General features: G+C 65.7%; 16 protein-coding genes. 1 reads left to right on the forward strand and 15 read right to left on the reverse strand.

The window, feature by feature from the left end:
* The first annotated feature begins 99 nt into the window (after positions 1–99).
* The gene (gene mobB, locus AC1DQ3_RS10940) at positions 100–675 is read left to right on the forward strand and encodes a molybdopterin-guanine dinucleotide biosynthesis protein B (RefSeq protein WP_477120203.1); all 576 of its coding nucleotides are present in this window, start codon (positions 100–102) and stop codon (positions 673–675) included.
* A gap of 87 nt (positions 676–762) precedes the next feature.
* On the opposite strand, the gene AC1DQ3_RS10945 is transcribed toward mobB, so the two are convergent.
* The 15 genes from AC1DQ3_RS10945 to AC1DQ3_RS11015 all read right to left on the reverse strand — a co-directional run bounded on the left by AC1DQ3_RS10945 (position 763) and on the right by AC1DQ3_RS11015 (position 16295).
* The gene (locus AC1DQ3_RS10945) at positions 763–1551 is read right to left on the reverse strand and encodes an endonuclease/exonuclease/phosphatase family protein (protein WP_477120204.1); all 789 of its coding nucleotides are present in this window, start codon (positions 1549–1551) and stop codon (positions 763–765) included.
* Positions 1548–2021: a dihydroneopterin triphosphate diphosphatase gene (gene nudB / locus AC1DQ3_RS10950; RefSeq protein ID WP_477120205.1), complete on the reverse strand. Its 474-nt coding sequence runs from the start codon at positions 2019–2021 to the stop codon at positions 1548–1550. The genes AC1DQ3_RS10945 and nudB overlap by 4 nt, the downstream gene beginning before the upstream one ends.
* Before the next feature lie 168 nt (positions 2022–2189).
* A complete protein-coding gene (locus tag AC1DQ3_RS10955) occupies positions 2190–3104 on the reverse strand; it encodes a hypothetical protein (protein ID WP_477120206.1) in 915 nt (304 codons plus the stop codon).
* A 239-nt stretch (positions 3105–3343) separates the two neighbouring features.
* The gene (aspS, locus tag AC1DQ3_RS10960; RefSeq protein ID WP_477120207.1) at positions 3344–5149 is read right to left on the reverse strand and encodes an aspartate--tRNA ligase; all 1806 of its coding nucleotides are present in this window, start codon (positions 5147–5149) and stop codon (positions 3344–3346) included.
* A gap of 42 nt (positions 5150–5191) precedes the next feature.
* Positions 5192–5890 carry a DUF502 domain-containing protein gene (locus AC1DQ3_RS10965; protein WP_477120208.1) on the reverse strand — a complete coding sequence of 233 codons (699 nt, stop codon included), beginning with the start codon at positions 5888–5890 and terminating at the stop codon, positions 5192–5194.
* 14 nt (positions 5891–5904) lie between these two features.
* The gene (locus AC1DQ3_RS10970; RefSeq protein ID WP_477120209.1) at positions 5905–6243 is read right to left on the reverse strand and encodes an FmdB family zinc ribbon protein; all 339 of its coding nucleotides are present in this window, start codon (positions 6241–6243) and stop codon (positions 5905–5907) included.
* A gap of 196 nt (positions 6244–6439) precedes the next feature.
* Entirely contained in the window at positions 6440–7876 is a 1437-nt protein-coding gene (locus AC1DQ3_RS10975) for a high affinity choline transporter 1 (protein ID WP_477120210.1), read from the reverse strand.
* 321 nt (positions 7877–8197) lie between these two features.
* Positions 8198–8833 (reverse strand): methyltransferase domain-containing protein, encoded by a 636-nt coding sequence (locus AC1DQ3_RS10980; protein ID WP_477120211.1) that lies wholly within the window; start codon positions 8831–8833, stop codon positions 8198–8200.
* Between the two features lie 69 nt (positions 8834–8902).
* Positions 8903–10480, reverse strand: coding sequence for a ubiquinone biosynthesis regulatory protein kinase UbiB (ubiB, locus tag AC1DQ3_RS10985; RefSeq protein WP_477120212.1), 1578 nt, complete (start codon positions 10478–10480; stop codon positions 8903–8905).
* Between the two features lie 73 nt (positions 10481–10553).
* Complete coding sequence (locus AC1DQ3_RS10990) at positions 10554–11258, reverse strand: ubiquinone biosynthesis accessory factor UbiJ (RefSeq protein ID WP_477120213.1); 705 nt, start codon at positions 11256–11258, stop codon at positions 10554–10556.
* Between the two features lie 286 nt (positions 11259–11544).
* The gene (locus AC1DQ3_RS10995; protein WP_477120214.1) at positions 11545–12549 is read right to left on the reverse strand and encodes a Tim44 domain-containing protein; all 1005 of its coding nucleotides are present in this window, start codon (positions 12547–12549) and stop codon (positions 11545–11547) included.
* A gap of 51 nt (positions 12550–12600) precedes the next feature.
* The gene (gene ubiE / locus AC1DQ3_RS11000; RefSeq protein WP_477120215.1) at positions 12601–13332 is read right to left on the reverse strand and encodes a bifunctional demethylmenaquinone methyltransferase/2-methoxy-6-polyprenyl-1,4-benzoquinol methylase UbiE; all 732 of its coding nucleotides are present in this window, start codon (positions 13330–13332) and stop codon (positions 12601–12603) included.
* Between the two features lie 37 nt (positions 13333–13369).
* Positions 13370–13783 (reverse strand): gamma-butyrobetaine hydroxylase family protein, encoded by a 414-nt coding sequence (locus AC1DQ3_RS11005; RefSeq protein WP_477120216.1) that lies wholly within the window; start codon positions 13781–13783, stop codon positions 13370–13372.
* Positions 13784–13835: 52 nt separating this feature from the next.
* Entirely contained in the window at positions 13836–15701 is a 1866-nt protein-coding gene (locus AC1DQ3_RS11010) for an ABC transporter ATP-binding protein/permease (RefSeq protein ID WP_477120217.1), read from the reverse strand.
* A gap of 159 nt (positions 15702–15860) precedes the next feature.
* Positions 15861–16295 carry an HIT family protein gene (locus AC1DQ3_RS11015; protein WP_477120218.1) on the reverse strand — a complete coding sequence of 145 codons (435 nt, stop codon included), beginning with the start codon at positions 16293–16295 and terminating at the stop codon, positions 15861–15863.

Here is a 16295-nt window from a genome sequence, read left to right on the forward strand (position 1 = left end):
GCCTGTGCGTGCATCCGGCGACGCTCGCGGCGCACCGGTCCGGCCTTTACCGCCGTTCTTCTGCTATCGTCGGCGCTTTATCCCCTCATTCCGCACATCGTGAAGGTCTTCGGCATCTCAGGCTCGTCCGGCAGCGGCAAGACCACGCTGCTGGATCAATTGATCCCGCGTTTCGTCGCCGCCGGGCTGCGCGTGGCAGGCGTCAAGCACACCCACCACGGCTTCGACCCCGACACCCCCGGCAAGGATTCGTGGCGCATGCGCCAGGCCGGCTGCGCCAATGTGGTGCTGGTGGGCGCGCGCCACCTGACGTTGATGCGGCACTACCCCGAGTCCGAGGCCTCGCCCGAACTGGCCGACGCGCTCGCCGTGCTGCCAGCCGACACGGACCTGGTGCTGGTGGAAGGCTACAAGCGCAGCGATTTCCCCAAGCTGGAGGTGTTCCGGCCGGACTTGGGCATGCCGCCGCTATGGCCCGAGGTGCAAAGCATCGTGGCCGTTGCCAGCGACAAGCCGGACGCGGTGGCCGCGCTCACCACCCTGCCTGTGCTGGACCTGTCCGACCTCGACGCCCTCTGCCAACTGGTCCGCGATGGCGCGCTCGCACTCACGCCGGCGCTGGCCGTCAACCTGGCGCAGCCTCGCCAGCCTCGCCAGCCTCGCCAGGCGCGATAGACGCGATAGACGCGATCGACGCGATCGACGTGGCCGCTACGCGGTCCACGTTGCTGCGCAGGCCGCGCTCCAGTTCCGGCGCCGCGCTCAGGAAGATATATCGGCGTTGACCTTGCGGGCCACCGGCCGTTCCGGGACGGAAATGCGGGCCAGTTCGGCCATCAACGGCACGTGGTCCGAGCGCTGCGCCCAGTCGCGGCCCGTGAGCGCGCTGGCGCGCTCGATCTCGAAACCACGCACATAGATGCGGTCGAGTTGCCACCACGGCATGTGGCTGGGAAAAGTGTGCAGTCGCGCGCCGCCCACGTGTGAGACTTCCGTCGCCCCCAGTGTGTTGCAGATCAGGTTGTCGAGGCGGTGGTTCCAGTCGTTGAAGTCGCCGGCGATCACCAGCGGCGCGTCGGCCGGCACCACGTCGCACACGCGCTTGACCAGCGCATCGGCCTGCCGCGCCCGGCTGCGCGCGAATAACCCGAAATGCACGCAGATCAGGTGGGCCTCGACGCCGTTCATATCGGCCACCGCGTGCAGCAGGCCGCGCTGCTCGAAGCGGTGATCGGAGATGTCGAGGTTTTCCGACATCAGGATCGGATGGCGCGAGAGGATGGCATTGCCGTGATGCCCGTGGTCGTACACCGCGTTGCGCCCATACACCGAATGCGGATAGGCATCGGTGGCCAGGTAGTTGAGCTGGGTATAGTCCGGGTCGAACAAGGCGGCTGCCACCAGGCGGTCATTGCGGTCCTGCACTTCCTGCAGGAAGACGATGTCGGCATTGACAACGTGCAAGCCGTCGCGCACGTTATGGATGCGCGACGTGCCCTTGATCCCGGTCACGCCCTTGTGGATGTTGTAGGTAACGACGCGCAATCTCATGAGCCGGCTCCGCAGGCCGAGCGCTGTCCCTGCACGCGCCAGTCCAGTTGCAGCACCGCCTCGGCATTGCTCGACGAGAAGCAGAGCGCGGCGGCCTCGCGCCACGGCAGCCATTGGTATTGCAAGTGCTCGCGTGGCGCCAGCGTCACCGGCACCGGACGCACCACCCGCAGGCCGAACCAGTGCTCGGTATTGCGCGTCACGCCGGGCGCATAGCGGTGGCGCCACTGCGGGTAGATTTCGTAATCGATGGCGTGCTGCCAGTCGTCCAGCCGGTGCTCGGCGGCGATGATGCCGGTTTCCTCGGCCACCTCGCGAGCGGCCGTCAGGGGCAGCGGCTCGTCGGGCGTGTCCAGGCTCCCGGTGACGGACTGCCAGTAACCCGGCCGGTCGGCGCGTTCAATCAACAGCACTTGCAGGTCCGGCGTGTGGATCACGACCAGGACGGATTCGGGAATTTTGTAGGACATGGGAATAGGACAAACGGCGTCCCCAAGCTTACCGCAGATGTGCCCGGCCGCCATGGGAAACATGGTCGGCGGCACGGTCTCGCGGCCTGCATGCATGATGATTGGGGCGGCTTCGGTTCGGCTGGGTTCTGGCGACGCCTTCCGCGGTTGCCGGCGCCGAAACGACACTCAGGCAGCGTGCACGCTGGATTGCACCGGCGCCTCGCGCAGCCAGGTCTCGAAGACGCCGGGAGAGTCGCCATGGCCCCAGGCGGCACGCAGTTGCTGCATCAGCGGCGTGAGCGCCTCGGTGTACTCGCGCGAGGCCGCGTGCGCATGCGCGGCAAGGCGGTCGGCGCATTCCCGGACCTGCGCCTGCAACTGCGCACGTTCCTGCGCGATCTCCTTTTCGCGCACGCCGAGCGCGTTGTACTTCTGGATCAGGAAGCGCTGGTAATCGCTCCCTTCCACGCCCTGGGCCGCTTGCGCGTTGACTTGTTCGAAGCGCATCACGATGCTGCCGGTTTCCTGCTCGATATGCGTGGCCTCCGCCACCAGTGCCTGCAGCCCGTCCTGGAGGCGCAGGGCCTCGCGCCGCTCATCGCGCAAGCGCGCCGCGTGCTCGCCGAAGGTCCGCTGGGCTGTCAGGTAAGCCTGTACCACCGGCTGAGGCGCGACGACAAGCAGCGGGTCCGCGCCGCCGGCGCGGCTGCCCTGCACCAGGGCGTCGTCGGCCAGGCGCAGATTGCCCAGGTCTTCCAGCCAGCGTCCGCGCGCCATCACAGTGCCCACTGTATCCAGCGCCACCCGGCGCAGGGCCTCGGCACGCTGTGTCTCGACCGGCTCCAGCAACGGCACGGCGCCATTGCCGCCATTGCCGCCATGGCCGCCATGGCCGGTCTGCGCCGCATGCGCGATATCCGGCACGCAAGCCGCCACCGTGGTTGCCACGGATTCCGACATGGCCACCGCCGAGCGGCGCACCGCGCGCCGCAGTTCGAAACGCGCCAGCAGCATCATCACCAGCCCGGCCACCAGCCAGGTGACGATGGTTTCGGCATGGGCCAGTAAAAACTGGCGAATCAGTTCTACATCGAGGGACACGGCAAATTTCTCCCGCGCGGCCGACGTGCCTTCGAAATGGGCTTGCGGCTTGGCGCTATAAAGGGAGAAGACTGGACGGGAGGGAGCTTCGTTCCGCGATGTAACAATTGGAAACCAGACCCTGTGCCGAGTGGCACACTTGGCGCGCGCAAGGGACCGCGGCGAGCGTTCAAGGCCACCCGTAAAACAAAAAGGCCGCGCTCGCGCGCGGCCCTTCTTCAAGCTGGCAAGAAACCGGCTCAGGCGGTCTTCTGCTCCGCAGCGCGCAGTCGAATATGCAACTCGCGCAGCTGCTTCTCATCCACCGTGCTCGGCGCCTGCGTCAGCAAGTCCTGCGCGCGCTGGGTCTTCGGGAAGGCGATCACGTCGCGGATCGAATCGGCGCCGGCCATCATGGTGACGATGCGGTCCAGGCCAAAGGCCAGGCCGCCGTGCGGGGGCGCGCCGTACTGCAGTGCGTCCAGCAGGTAGCCGAACTTGGCACGTGCTTCTTCCTCGCCGATCTTCAGGGCGCGGAACACCTTGCTCTGCACGTCCTCGCGGAAGATCCGCACCGAGCCACCGCCCATTTCCCAACCGTTCAGGACCATGTCGTAGGCCTTGGCAATGCACTTGCCCGGATCCGTCTCCAGGTATTGCAGGTGCTCGTCCTTGGGGCTGGTGAACGGGTGGTGCATGGCAACCCAGCGGGCATCGTCTTCGTCGTACTCGAACATCGGGAAATCGACCACCCACAGCGGCTTCCACACGTCCTCGAACAGGCCGTGGGTCTTGCCGAACTCGGAGTGGCCGATCTTCAGGCGCAGGCCGCCGATGGCGTCGTTGACGACCTTGGCCTTGTCCGCGCCGAAGAAGATGATGTCGCCGTCCTTGGCGCCGGTGCGCTTCAGGATCTCGGCAATGGCCGCGTCGTGCAGATTCTTGACGATCGGCGATTGCAGGCCGTCGCGGCCCTTGGCCACTTCGTTGACCTTGATCCAGGCCAGGCCCTTGGCACCGTAGATGGCGACGAACTGGGTGTAAGCGTCGATCTCGCTGCGCGAGATGGCGGCGCCGCCCGGCACGCACAGGCCGACCACGCGGCCGTTCTCACTGTTGGCGGGGCCGGAGAACACCTTGAAGTCGACGTCCTTCATGGCGTCGGTCAGTTCGGTGAATTCCAGGTTGACGCGCAGGTCAGGCTTGTCCGAACCGAAGCGGGCCATGGCCTCGCGGAATTCCATCACCGGGAAGCTGGCGTCCAGGTCGACGCCGATGGCGTTCTTGAACACCGTGCGCATCATGTCCTCGAACAGGTCGCGGATCTCCTGCTCGTTCAGGAACGAGGTTTCGCAGTCGATCTGCGTGAACTCCGGCTGACGGTCAGCGCGCAGGTCCTCGTCGCGGAAACACTTGGTGATCTGGTAGTAGCGGTCGAAGCCCGACACCATCAGCATCTGCTTGAAAATCTGCGGCGACTGCGGCAGCGCGAAGAAGTGGCCCGGATTGGTCCGCGAGGGCACCAGGTAGTCGCGCGCGCCTTCAGGCGTGCTCTTGCCCAGCATCGGGGTCTCGATGTCGATGAAGCCTTGCGCGTCCAGGTACTTGCGCACTTCCATGGCCACCTTGTAGCGCAGGCGCAGGTTGTACTGCATCTGCGGGCGGCGCAGGTCCAGCACGCGGTGCGTCAGGCGGGTGGTCTCGGAAAGGTTGTCGTCGTCGAGCTGGAACGGGGGCGTGACCGACGGGTTGAGCACGGTCAGCTCATGGCACAGCACCTCRATCTTGCCGGAGGTCAGGTTGGCGTTCTCGGTGCCTGCAGGGCGGGCGCGGACCTTGCCCGTGACGCGGATGCAGAACTCGTTGCGGATCTCTTCCGCGGCCTTGAACATCTCGGGGCGATCGGGATCGCACACCACCTGCACCAGTCCTTCGCGGTCGCGCAGGTCGATGAAGATCACGCCACCGTGATCGCGGCGGCGCTGCACCCAGCCGGTCAGGGCCACTTCCTGGCCCGTCAGTTGTTCGGTCACGAGACCGCAGTAGTGAGTACGCATGGAGGACATAGGAGAATTCCAGGAATAACGCGGCCGCCGATGCGGCCGCGCTCAATTTGAATGCGAGGAGTCCGCGGACTCGGCGAGGGCTTGGGAATCCGCATCGCCGGCGCGCACCTGACCGCTCTTGCGCGGCAGCTCGGTGGGCGCCACCACGCCCATCGAGACGATGTACTTCAGCGCCGCGTCGACGGTCATGTCGAGTTCGATGGTATCGGCCTTGGGCATCATCAGGAAGAAGCCCGAGGTCGGATTGGGCGTGGTCGGTACATAGACGCTGACGTACTCGCCCTGCAAGTGATTCTGCACGTCGCCGCCGGGCCGGCCGGTCAGGAAGGCGATGGTCCACGAGCCCTCACGCGGATACTGCACCAGCAAGGCCTTGCGAAAGGCATTGCCGGACGAGGACAGCAGCGTGTCGGAGACCTGCTTGACGCTGGTATAGATCGGCCCCACCACCGGGATGTGGCGCAACAGCGCTTCCCACCACCGCACCAGCCGCTGGCCGATGAAGTTGTGGGCCAGCAGCCCGACCAGCAGGATGAACAGCAGCGTCAGGATGGCACCCAGGCCCGGGATGCGTACCTTGAACAGTTGGACCGGCTGCCAGGCTTCCGGCAACAGTGCCAGGCTCTGGTCCATGGTGCCGATGATGAGATTCAGCACCCAGAGCGTAATGCCCAGCGGCACCAACACCAGCAGGCCGGTCAGGAACCAGGTCTTGAGGGCGGACGATTTCTTCGCTGCCACGATGCGTTCTGCTTTCAATGGCTGGCGCAAGCACTGCCGCAAGCGCCGGCAGCGCTTGTGGAGGCTGTGCTGGCGGGGGCGGACGAATCGCCGGAGGACGGCGCGGCCGCGGCTGCGCTGCCGCTATCGGCAGTCGCACCGTCGGCGGCCGGGGCGGTGGCGCTGCTACCGCCACGGAAATCGGTGGCATACCAGCCCGAACCCTTGAGCTGGAAGCCCGCGGCGGTCAGTTGTTTCTTGAACGTGCCCGTAGCGCCGCAGGATGTGCAGTCGGTGAGCGGTGCATCGCTCATTTTCTGCAGCACATCGCGCCCGTGGCCGCAGGCGTCGCAACGATAGGCATAGATCGGCATAGTGGCTCTCCGCGAGGATTCTGGAACGGAAAATGGGGGAACCGCGGGGTCGCGCCGACGGGGAGGTTGCCACTCCCGTGCGCCACCTTGCGGTGCAAAGCCTTGAATTATAAACCGTTCTGGGAATGCCGGGCCGGCGGAAAAAGGGCCGGAAATGCAGCCATAGGCACGCGCGCCACACTCGGCCACGCGCCGGTCAGGCCAGATGCACTTCCTTGACCCGCGGATGATCGCCGATCCACTGCGGCAGCAGCGAACCGAAGACCATGCCGCTGATGGAGAACAGCAGACCGAACATCTGCGGCGGCACCGCCGCGTCGGCGAAAGCGAACTCGCAGCACAGCCAGGACGCCAGGCCAAGAATAATGGAGGCCAGCCCGCCCTGGCGTGTCGCCGGTTTCCAGAACATGCCGAAGGCCAGCGGGACGAACGACGACACCAAAGTTACCTTATAAGCATTTTCCACCATATGGAAGATGGAAAGATGCGAGTTCAGCGCGAACAGCGTCACCAGCACGGCGAACACCAGCACCACCGCCTGCATCACGCGCAGGAAACGGCGGTCGTCGAGATGGCGGAAATAAGGCCGCAGGATGTTCTCGGCAAAGGTGACCGAAGGCGCCAGCAGCGTCGCCGAGGCGCAGCTCTTGATGGCGGACAGCAGCGCGCCGAAGAACATCACCTGGGCGAACATGGGCGCGTGGGCCAGGATCAGCTTGGGCAGGATCAGCTGCGAATCGGTATTGATGTACTTCTGCACCATTTCCGGATCGATCATGGTGGCCGAATAGGCCAGGAACATCGGGATAAAGGCAAAGCAGAAGTACAGCACGCCCCCCAGCACCGAGGCGCGCCCGGCAATCTTCTCGGTGCGCGACGAGGTGACGCGCTGGAACACGTCCTGCTGCGGGATCGACCCCAGCATCATGGTAAACAGCGCCGCCGCGAAGCCGATGATCTGGACCAGGTCCAGCGAGGGCAGGAACTCGAACTTGCCGGCCGCCGCCGCGTGCGACACCACCGCCGCCACGCCGCCGGCCTGGCCGCTGACCTCGTAGCCGATATACAGCATGCCGATCACGATGATGATCATCTGCAGGAAGTCGGTCACCGCCACCGCCCACATGCCGCCGAACAGGGTGTAGACCAGCACGCTGGCGGCGCCGATCATCATGCCGGTCTCCTGCGACAGCGCGCCGTCCGAGACGGTGAAGAACACCAGCCCGAGGGCCTTGATCTGCGCGGCGACCCAGCCCAGGTAGGACAGCACGATGCACAGCGTGGTCAGTACCTCGGCCAGCCGGCCATAGCGGTTATGGTAGTAATCGCCGATGGTAAGCAGGTTCATCCGGTACAGGGGACGTGCGAAGAACAGGCCGACCAGGATCAGGCAGAGCGAGGAACCGAAGGGATCGGACACCACCCCGGACAGGCCTTCCTTGAGGAAGACGGCGGGGATGCCCAGCACCGTCTCCGAGCCGAACCACGTGGCGAACACGGTGGCGGTGACGATATAGAACGGCAGGCTGCGGCCGGCCACCGCGAAGTCGGTGGCGTTGCGCACGCGCAGCGCGGCCCACAGGCCGATGCCGACAGAGATTACCCAATAGATGACGACGAACCAGATCAGCATGCTGCTGCCTATCCCAAGAATGCCCTTGCGGCGAAAAACCGGTTGCCGGTGAGCGGGATATTTCCCCTGCCCTGCCCGGAGTCCAATTCATCGGTCGGGGCCGCATGGGTGGCTGATCTAGCCTGCGGTCGTAGCCGAATCAAAACGCGGATTATAGCGATGCCGCCCGCCCGGGGGCGAAGAAAAATCCCGGCCGTGCGGAAATTGGCGGGGCGATGCAGCGCAGGCGCCACAGGTGAAGTGCCGCTTGCGACAGCCGGGCGCTCTAGCACGACAAGCACAACGCCCGCGTGCGCGCCAGGCCAGGGAAGAAAGCGGCGCCTAGGCCCGGCGCCGCCAGACCTGCCAATGCTCGTGGCCGGCGAACACCGGCAGCGAGCCCGTGGCGGGCCGTGACTCGACCAGTTCGAACGCCGGCGCGAGCAGCGCGCCGAGTTCCGCCTCGGGCATCGCGAAAGGCGGCCCGCCACGCATTTCATCGAGGAAGAAGTAGCCGGCCAGCAGGCCACCCGGCGGCAGCAACTGCGCCACGCGTTCGGCATAGGCCGGCCGCAGGGCTGGCGGCAGGGCGCACAGGAAGGCCCGTTCGTAGATCAGCTGGCAGGCCGGCTCGGGCGCGAACGCGAAGAAGTCCGCCTCATGCACGATGGCGCCGGCGGGCCCCAGCGCGCGCCGCGCGCTCGCGACGGCCTCCGGCGAGAAGTCGATGGCGGTCACTGGCCAGCCGCGAGCATGAAGCCAGCCCGCTTCCCAGCCGTTGCCGCAGCCGGGAACCAGCGTCGGGCAAGGCGCCATCGCACTGGCGAAAGCCTCGAATTCGGCTGGCACGCCGCCCAGGTCCCACGGCATGAACCCTTTCTCGAAACGCTCATTCCAGAAGGCCGGATCCCCCGCGTCGCGGGTGGAGAAGGCTGGCGTGGCAGCCGCCTTGTCTGCGGTGTCATCGGATTTGGTCATTGGTCATTGGTCAATTGCACCTCGACTGTCTCAACGTTCGTCCATCCATGCGGTCAGCGCGAAACCCGGCTACCAGTATCCCACCCAGGCCAGCAATTCGGTCAGCACGATGCCGCCGACAAAGCCGCCCACCAGCAGCAAGGCCGTACCGATCAGGCGGTTGGTGCGGCGCTGCTCGGTGATCAGGGCGGTCAGCAGCTTCTCCTGGTGGCTGTTGTCGATCAGCGCGCGGCGCTCCAGGAACTGATGCGCCAGGCGCGGGAAGTCGGGCAGCATCTTGGCCCATTGCGGCGCCTCCACCTGGATCCGCTCCCAGGCGCCCTTCCAGCCCACCTGCTCGTGCATCCATTTTTCCAGGAAAGGCTTGGCGGTCTTCCACAGGTCCAGGTCCGGATCGAGCTGGCGCCCCAGCCCTTCGATATTCAGCAAGGTCTTCTGCAACAGCACCAGTTGCGGCTGGATCTCGACATTGAAGCGGCGCGAGGTCTGGAACAGGCGCATCAGCACCAGTCCCAGCGAAATTTCCTTGAGCGGCTTGTCGAAATAGGGCTCGCAGCAGGCGCGCACCGCGCTTTCCAGTTCCTCCACCCGGGTAGTCGGCGGCACCCAGCCGGATTCCACATGCAGCAGGGCCACGCGATGGTAGTCACGCCGGAAGAAGGCGATGAAGTTCTGCGCCAGGTAATTCTTGTCGAACTCGGACAGCGCGCCGACGATGCCGAAGTCCAGCGCGATATAGCGGCCAAAGCTCTGCGGCGCCACCGACACCAGGATGTTGCCCGGGTGCATGTCAGCATGGAAGAAGCCGTCGCGGAACACCTGGGTGAAGAAGATCTCCACGCCCTCCTCGGCCAGCAGGTGCATGTCGACGCCGGCCGCCCTGAGCGATTCGGTGCGCGAGATGGGGATGCCGTGCATGCGCTCCATCACGAAGACCTCGCTGCTGCAGAAGTCCCAGAACACCTCGGGCACCAGCAGCAGCTTGGTATCGGCGAAATTGCGGCGCAGCTGGCTGGCGTTGGCCGCCTCGATCATCAGGTCGAGTTCGTCGTGCAGGTATTTATCGAACTCGGCGACCACCTCGCGCGGCTTCAGGCGCTTGCCGTCGGCCCAGAAGCGCTCCATCCAGGCAGCCAGGTCGCGCATCAGCGCCAGGTCGCTGTCGATCACCGGCAGCATGCCCGGGCGCAAGACCTTCACCGCCACTTCGCGCCCCTCGCTGGGACCACCCTTCAAGGTGGCGAAATGCACCTGGGCGATCGAGGCACTGGCCACCGGCTTGTGGTCGAAGCTTTCGAACAGCGTGGCCAGCGGTCGGCCGAGCGAACGCTCGATGATCCTGACGGCCACCACTGGGTCGAACGGCGGCACCTGGTCCTGCAGCTTGGCAAGCTCATCGGCAATATCCTCGGGCATCAGGTCGCGCCGGGTCGACAGCACCTGGCCGAACTTGACGAAAATCGGCCCGAGCCGCGTCAGCGCCAGCCGCAGCCGTTCGCCGCGCGGCATGTCGAGCTTGCGGCCGATGGTGATGACGCGCACCAGGAAACGGATGCGGCGGCTCTTGAAACCGGACAGCACGAGCTCGTCGAGGCCGTAGTAGAGAATGACGAAAACGATCTTGCAAAGGCGCAGGAAGCGGGTCATGCAGGTTCTTCAGTATTGGGGGCGGTGCGAATTGGCCAGTGGCGGCTGGCGGATGATCAGTCGCGTGCGGAGATCAGCGGTGGGCGGAAGGCAGCGTGCCGGAGCCGCCTGCCGCGCCGGGTCCGGACCGGCTGCGTTGCTCCAGCTTCTCCAGCTTCTCCAGCTTTTCCAGCCGCTTTTCCAGCCGGGCCAGACCATCGCGCAGCGCGCTCACGCCGGTGCTGAACTCGTCCAGCGCGACATGCCGCACCAGGGTTGGCTGCTCGTCCAGCAGGTATTCGGTCACATTTTCCACCAGCGTACGGCCCAGCCTTGTGGCTTGCGCGTGCACCTGCTGCGCGCCGTCCACCACGCTTTGCGCGACGCTGTCGCTGACCGGACCACCCAGCAGACCGCGCAAGGCGCGCGACAGGTCCTCGGCCGCATCCCAGCGCAGGCTGCGCGCCAGCGTCGATACCGTGTTGGCCAGCTCGGCATCGCCCTCGATGCGCACGTGCTTCATTGCCGCCGCCTGGCCGCCGCCTGCCACGTCCGACGCCACCAGTGGCCACTGCTGCAGCGGCACGATCAGTGTGACAGCCGGGATGTCTTCCGCTCGCGCCAGTTCAGTCAGGCCTTGCTCCGTCACCTTCAATGCCAGCGTGAACGCGGCGGCGTCGAAGCGGATGACGCGGCCAGCGAAGGGCTGGAGCATGGAGGTGGCCCAGGGTTCCTGTTCCAGGAGATGGTTCAGGGCGGTGACGGGGGGCTTGGCCAGGAGGGTGGGGAGGGTGGTCATGGGTGGGTGAGGCTGGGGGCGGGCCTTTCAGGAGGTATTGGTGGTTGGTCGGTCTTAAAATCAACATCAACGTGACTGCCTGACGGCAAAGTCAAGGGCAGTAAGCGGGAGAGCCAGCCAAGGGGCGTTCAAACCTCGCGGGGTGTAGCTCGTCAGCAGGCAAAAAGAGCGGAAGCCTTTGCGCTTTCTCCCCACCCCACAGACGAAAAAAGCCCACGTTTTGACGTGGGCCTCCATTCTATGCCACCTGCCGGCCATGCAGCGGCCGGCAAGGCACTCCGTGCAATCAGGAAACCTGCTGAATGCCGGCCAGCAGCCAGCCACCGCTGCCAGTCACCGGCTTGGCCAGGTTCCATACCTCCGCGAAAGGCTGCGCGGAATCGCCAGCCTTTTCGCGGATCATGCCGGAGAAGCGCACGCTGGCCAGATGCTGGGCCGGGCTCTCCTCGATACCGAGCAGTTCGGCTTCCAGCGTGACCACGTCGGTCTTGTTGACCTCGGTGCCGCGCTCGGACAGGTCCATCTTGATCTCGGCGAACATTTCCGGCGTGGTGAACTCGCGGATGTCCTCGAGATTGCCGGCGTCCCAGGCAGCTTGCAGACGCACATAGTAAATCTTGGCGTTGCGCAGGAAGGCTGCCGTGTCGAAGTCGGCCGGCACGCCCCAGGGCTGGGCAGCAACGGCGGCAGCCGCGGCGCCGGCCATCACCGGCGCGGCGGATTGCTCCTGGTAGGTGGCGCCAGGCGCGGGCATCACGGGATTCGGTGCGCCGGCAGGCACTTGCTGGCGCAGCGTCGGTTCGTTGCTGCCGCCACCCAGGCCGCTACCGGCACCCGCGCCGGCGTAGGCGGGTTGCTGCGGACGGCTCGCGCCGCCACGGAACTTGCGGATCAGCCAGATCGCGGCGAAGGCCACCAGGGCGATCAGGATTAGGTTCGACAGGAAGCCCATGGCGGCGCCGCCCAGGCCGAAGTGCGACAGCAGCCAGCCGATGCCGAGGCCGGCGGCGATGCCGCCGAGCATGCCGCCCCAGTTGCGCTTGGGTGCGGCAGCGGCAGCTGCGCCGGCTGCAGCGCCGGCCGGTGCGGCCTGCTGGGCCGGTTGCTGCTGCGCCGGCGTCTGGTTCGGCGATTGCTGTGCCGGTGCCTGTTGACGCTGCGTCACACCGGACGATTGCTTGCCGATGCTGCGCGACCCGCCAAGGCGTTTGGCATTGGCGTCCAGCGCCATGCCGAGGGCAAGTGTGCCGACCAGCACACTTGCCATGAATTTTGTGCGAAATTGCGACATGTCAGTGCTTCCCCTGTCAAGTTCACTCATTTTCAGTGAGCGTATATCAGTCTAGTACTTTCGCCCGACGTGGAGTGCCACCACTCCTGCAGTCAGGTTGAAGTATTCGACACGCTCCAGGCCAGCATGTTCCATAAGACGTACAAGTGAAACCTGGTCCGGATGCATTCTGATCGATTCAGCCAGATAGCGATAGCTATCGGAATCCTGTACTACCCGCTGGCCCAGCCAAGGCAGGAACTTCAGGGAATACAAATCGTAGGCTTTTTCCAGCGGCTTCCACACCTTGGAGAACTCCAGCACCATGACCTTGCCGCCCGGCTTGATCACCCGGCGCATCTCGGCCAGCGCCGCGTCCTTGTGGGTCATGTTGCGCAGCCCGAAGGACACGGTAACCACGTCGAAGTAGTTGTCGGGAAAGGGAATATGCTCCGCATCACACAGACAGGTGGGGGTGACGATGCCTTTATTCAACAGGCGGTCGCGGCCAACCCGGAGCATCGACTCATTGATGTCGGTCAGCCAGACTTCGCCCGCAGGTCCGGCCTGGCGCGCGAAGGCCTTGGCCAGGTCGCCGGTGCCGCCGGCGATGTCGAGCACCTTGAAGCCCGGCCGCACACCGGCCTGGGCAATGGTGAACATCTTCCACAGCCGGTGCATGCCGCCGGACATCAGGTCGTTCATGACGTCGTACTTGTTGGCCACCGAATGGAAGACTTCGGCTACCTTGCCGGCCTTCTCTTCTTCCCTGACCTTTTCGAACCCGAAGTGGGTTTCGCTCATGACTCGCTCCAGAATTCAGTAATGGCCCGCGGGGCGCTCAATGATTGCCGCAGGCATGGCCCCCGGCGGCCACCATCGGGGTGTCGCGGTCGACCCCGGCCGCCTCCAGCCGCTGCAGGTAGCCCTGCCAGATGGCGTCCTGCTCCGCACCCAGGCGGTAAAGCAGTTCCCAGGAATAGATGCCGGTATCGTGACCGTCGGAAAACCGGATCAGGATGGCGTAGTTGCCGACCGGCTCGACCGCGGCGATGGTGACATCGCGCTTGCCGGTCTGCAGCACTTCCTGGCCCGGGCCGTGGCCCTGCACCTCGGCCGAGGGCGAGTTGACCCGCAGGTATTCGAAGGGCAGCCGGAAGCTGGAACCGTTGTCGAAGCCCACCTCCAGCACACGCGACTGGGTGTGCACGGTAAGTGCGGTGGGGTGCGGAGTATCTTTTTCGAGGCCGGCCATGATGGGTGGCGCTTGGCTGTTGGCGGGCCGCAGGTTGCGGCCACGCCCGCCTTCACGCTTCGTGTACGACCCGATAGCTTACCGCAGCCGCCTCGCCTTGCCCATCTTGGTCTGCCACCCAGTGCGCTCCGTCCGCGGCCACATAGCGCAAGCGGCGATCGTGGAAGGCGGCCACCGTGCTGCGGTGGGCAATGCTGACGATGGCCGCGCTGGGCAGGGATTCCACCATGATGCGGTACATCTCGCTCTCGGTTTCCTCGTCGAGCGCGCTGGTGGCCTCGTCCAGGAACAGATAGTCGGGCTTTTGCAGCAGGGCCCGGGCAAAGGCAAGGCGCTGCTGCTCACCCGGCGACAGCCGCAGCGACCAGTTGTCGAACATATCGAGCTGCTCGGTCAGGGCGCCGAGCCGGGCCTGGCGCAATACCTGCTGCAGGGTCTCGCGGCTGTGCGCGGTGCCGGCGTCCGGATAGGCCAGCGCATCGGCCAGCGAGCCGATCGGCAAATAGCTGCGCTGCGGCAGGAACAGCATGCGGGCCGCGCGCGGCATGGCTACCGTGCCGCTGCCATAGGGCCAGATGCCGGCCAGCGCGCGGAACAGCACGCTCTTGCCGCAGCCCGAGGGACCGCTGACCAGCCAGCGTTCGCCGGCACTGATCTCCAGCGAGAACGCCGCCACCAGCGGCCGCTGGAGGATCTCGCCGCCCTGCCCGGTGCACACCGGCAACGCCAAGGCGAGGGTGTCGATGCGGATGCCGTCGGTATCGGCCTGATCCACCGCGATGTCGCGCACGCCGGTGTGCTCCTGGTCCTGGCGCTCGGCCACCCGGATGGCGTCGCGGAAATCGATCAGCCGGTTGGCCGCGGCCTTCCAGCCCACCAGCGTCGCGTAGTTATCGACGAACCAGGACAGGGCCCCCTGCACCTGGCCGAATGCCGAACTCACCTGCATCAGGCCGCCCAGCGTCATCTTGCCGGCGAAGTAGCGCGGTGCGGCCACGATCAGGGGGAAGATGATGGCGAACTGGCTATAGCCGGAATTGACGAAGGTCAGGCGCCGCGTATAACGCATCAACTGGTTCCAGTTGGCGCGAATGCGGTCGAAACGGGAGCGCAAGCCAGCCTGCTCGGTGGGTTCGCCCCGGTACAGCGCCACGGGCTCGCTGTTCTCGCGCAGGCGCACCAGCGTGAAGCGGAAGTCCGCCTCGTACTGCTCCTGCTGGTAGCTCAGCCCGATCAGCGGCCGGCCCACCACGTGGGCGATCAGCGACCCGATCAGCGCGTAGCCGATGGCGAACCAGACCATATAGCCGGGAATAATGATCGCGTTGCCGCCCAGCATGAAACTGATCGGCCCGGACACTGCCCACAGGATGCCGACGAACGACAGCAGCGTCACCACCGAATTGAGCAACCCGAGCGACAGCGTCAGGGCGCCGTCGGTAAACGAGCGCAGGTCGTCGGCCAGCCGCTGGTCGGGGTTGTCGGTGGTACGGGTCTGCTCGATGCGGTAGTACGCCTGATGATTGAGCCAGTGGTCCATGAAGCGCCCTGTCATCCACGTCCGCCAGCGCATCTGCAGCATCATGGTGTAGTACTGGCGCGAGATGGCCGCCACGATGAAGAAGCCGGCGATCCAGGAAAAGCGGATCAGCAGGGTCTGGAAGGAGGCGAAATCGCGCTGCTCCAGCGCGTTGTAGAACACGCGGGTCCAGTCATTGAGCAGCACATTGATATAAACGATGCCGAGATTGAGCGCCACCACGAAGGCCAGCAGCCCGAGGCCGGCCTTGCGGTCCTCGGATTTCCAGTAGGGCTTGATCAGGTCCCAGGTCTCGGCCATCCGCAGGCGGCTCTGGACCTTGAGGGCACGGGCCGGCACGGCCGGGCCTGGAACGGTAACGGAAGTCGGTGTGGACATGGCACCTTTCGCGCGGGCGGGCCATGGCTGATCCACCGGCCCCGCTCTTGTGTGAATAAAGACAACGGGTGTTAGAAGACGGCGCTGCCCGGCTGGTTCCGGGATTTCAAAAAAACCGGCAGTCATGCAGGCGCGGCTTGCGTCAGCCCGCGCCGTGCTTCAGCTTACCTCGTCCAGTCGCGCCAGTGCCGCGCGCAATCCCGGCAGGCGCTGTGCCAGCCCCGCCAGGCGCGCCGCATCGGGCTCGCGCTGCGGGGCGGCCCAGACAGCTTCGGGAAAATGCGTGTCCCAGCGATAGCGTGGAATGATATGCCAGTGCAGGTGCGGCACCATATTGCCGAAGGCGGCCAGGTTGACCTTGTCGGGCGACATGGTCTCGCGCACCGCGCGCTCCACGCGCGCTACCAGGCGCATCAGCCAGGCCTGGTCGTCCTCGGACAGGTCGGTCTGCTCGGCCACGTGGCCGTTCCAGACCACCCGGCAGAAACCCGGAAAGCGCTCGTGTTCGACCAGGATGACGCGGGCACGCTCGCCGCGCCAGGCCAGTTCGCCGCCGTCGGTTTCGCACAGGGGGCAGTTGGGGACGAGCTTCAT

The sequence above is a fragment of the Cupriavidus sp. 01T418 genome, assembly GCF_056398885.1.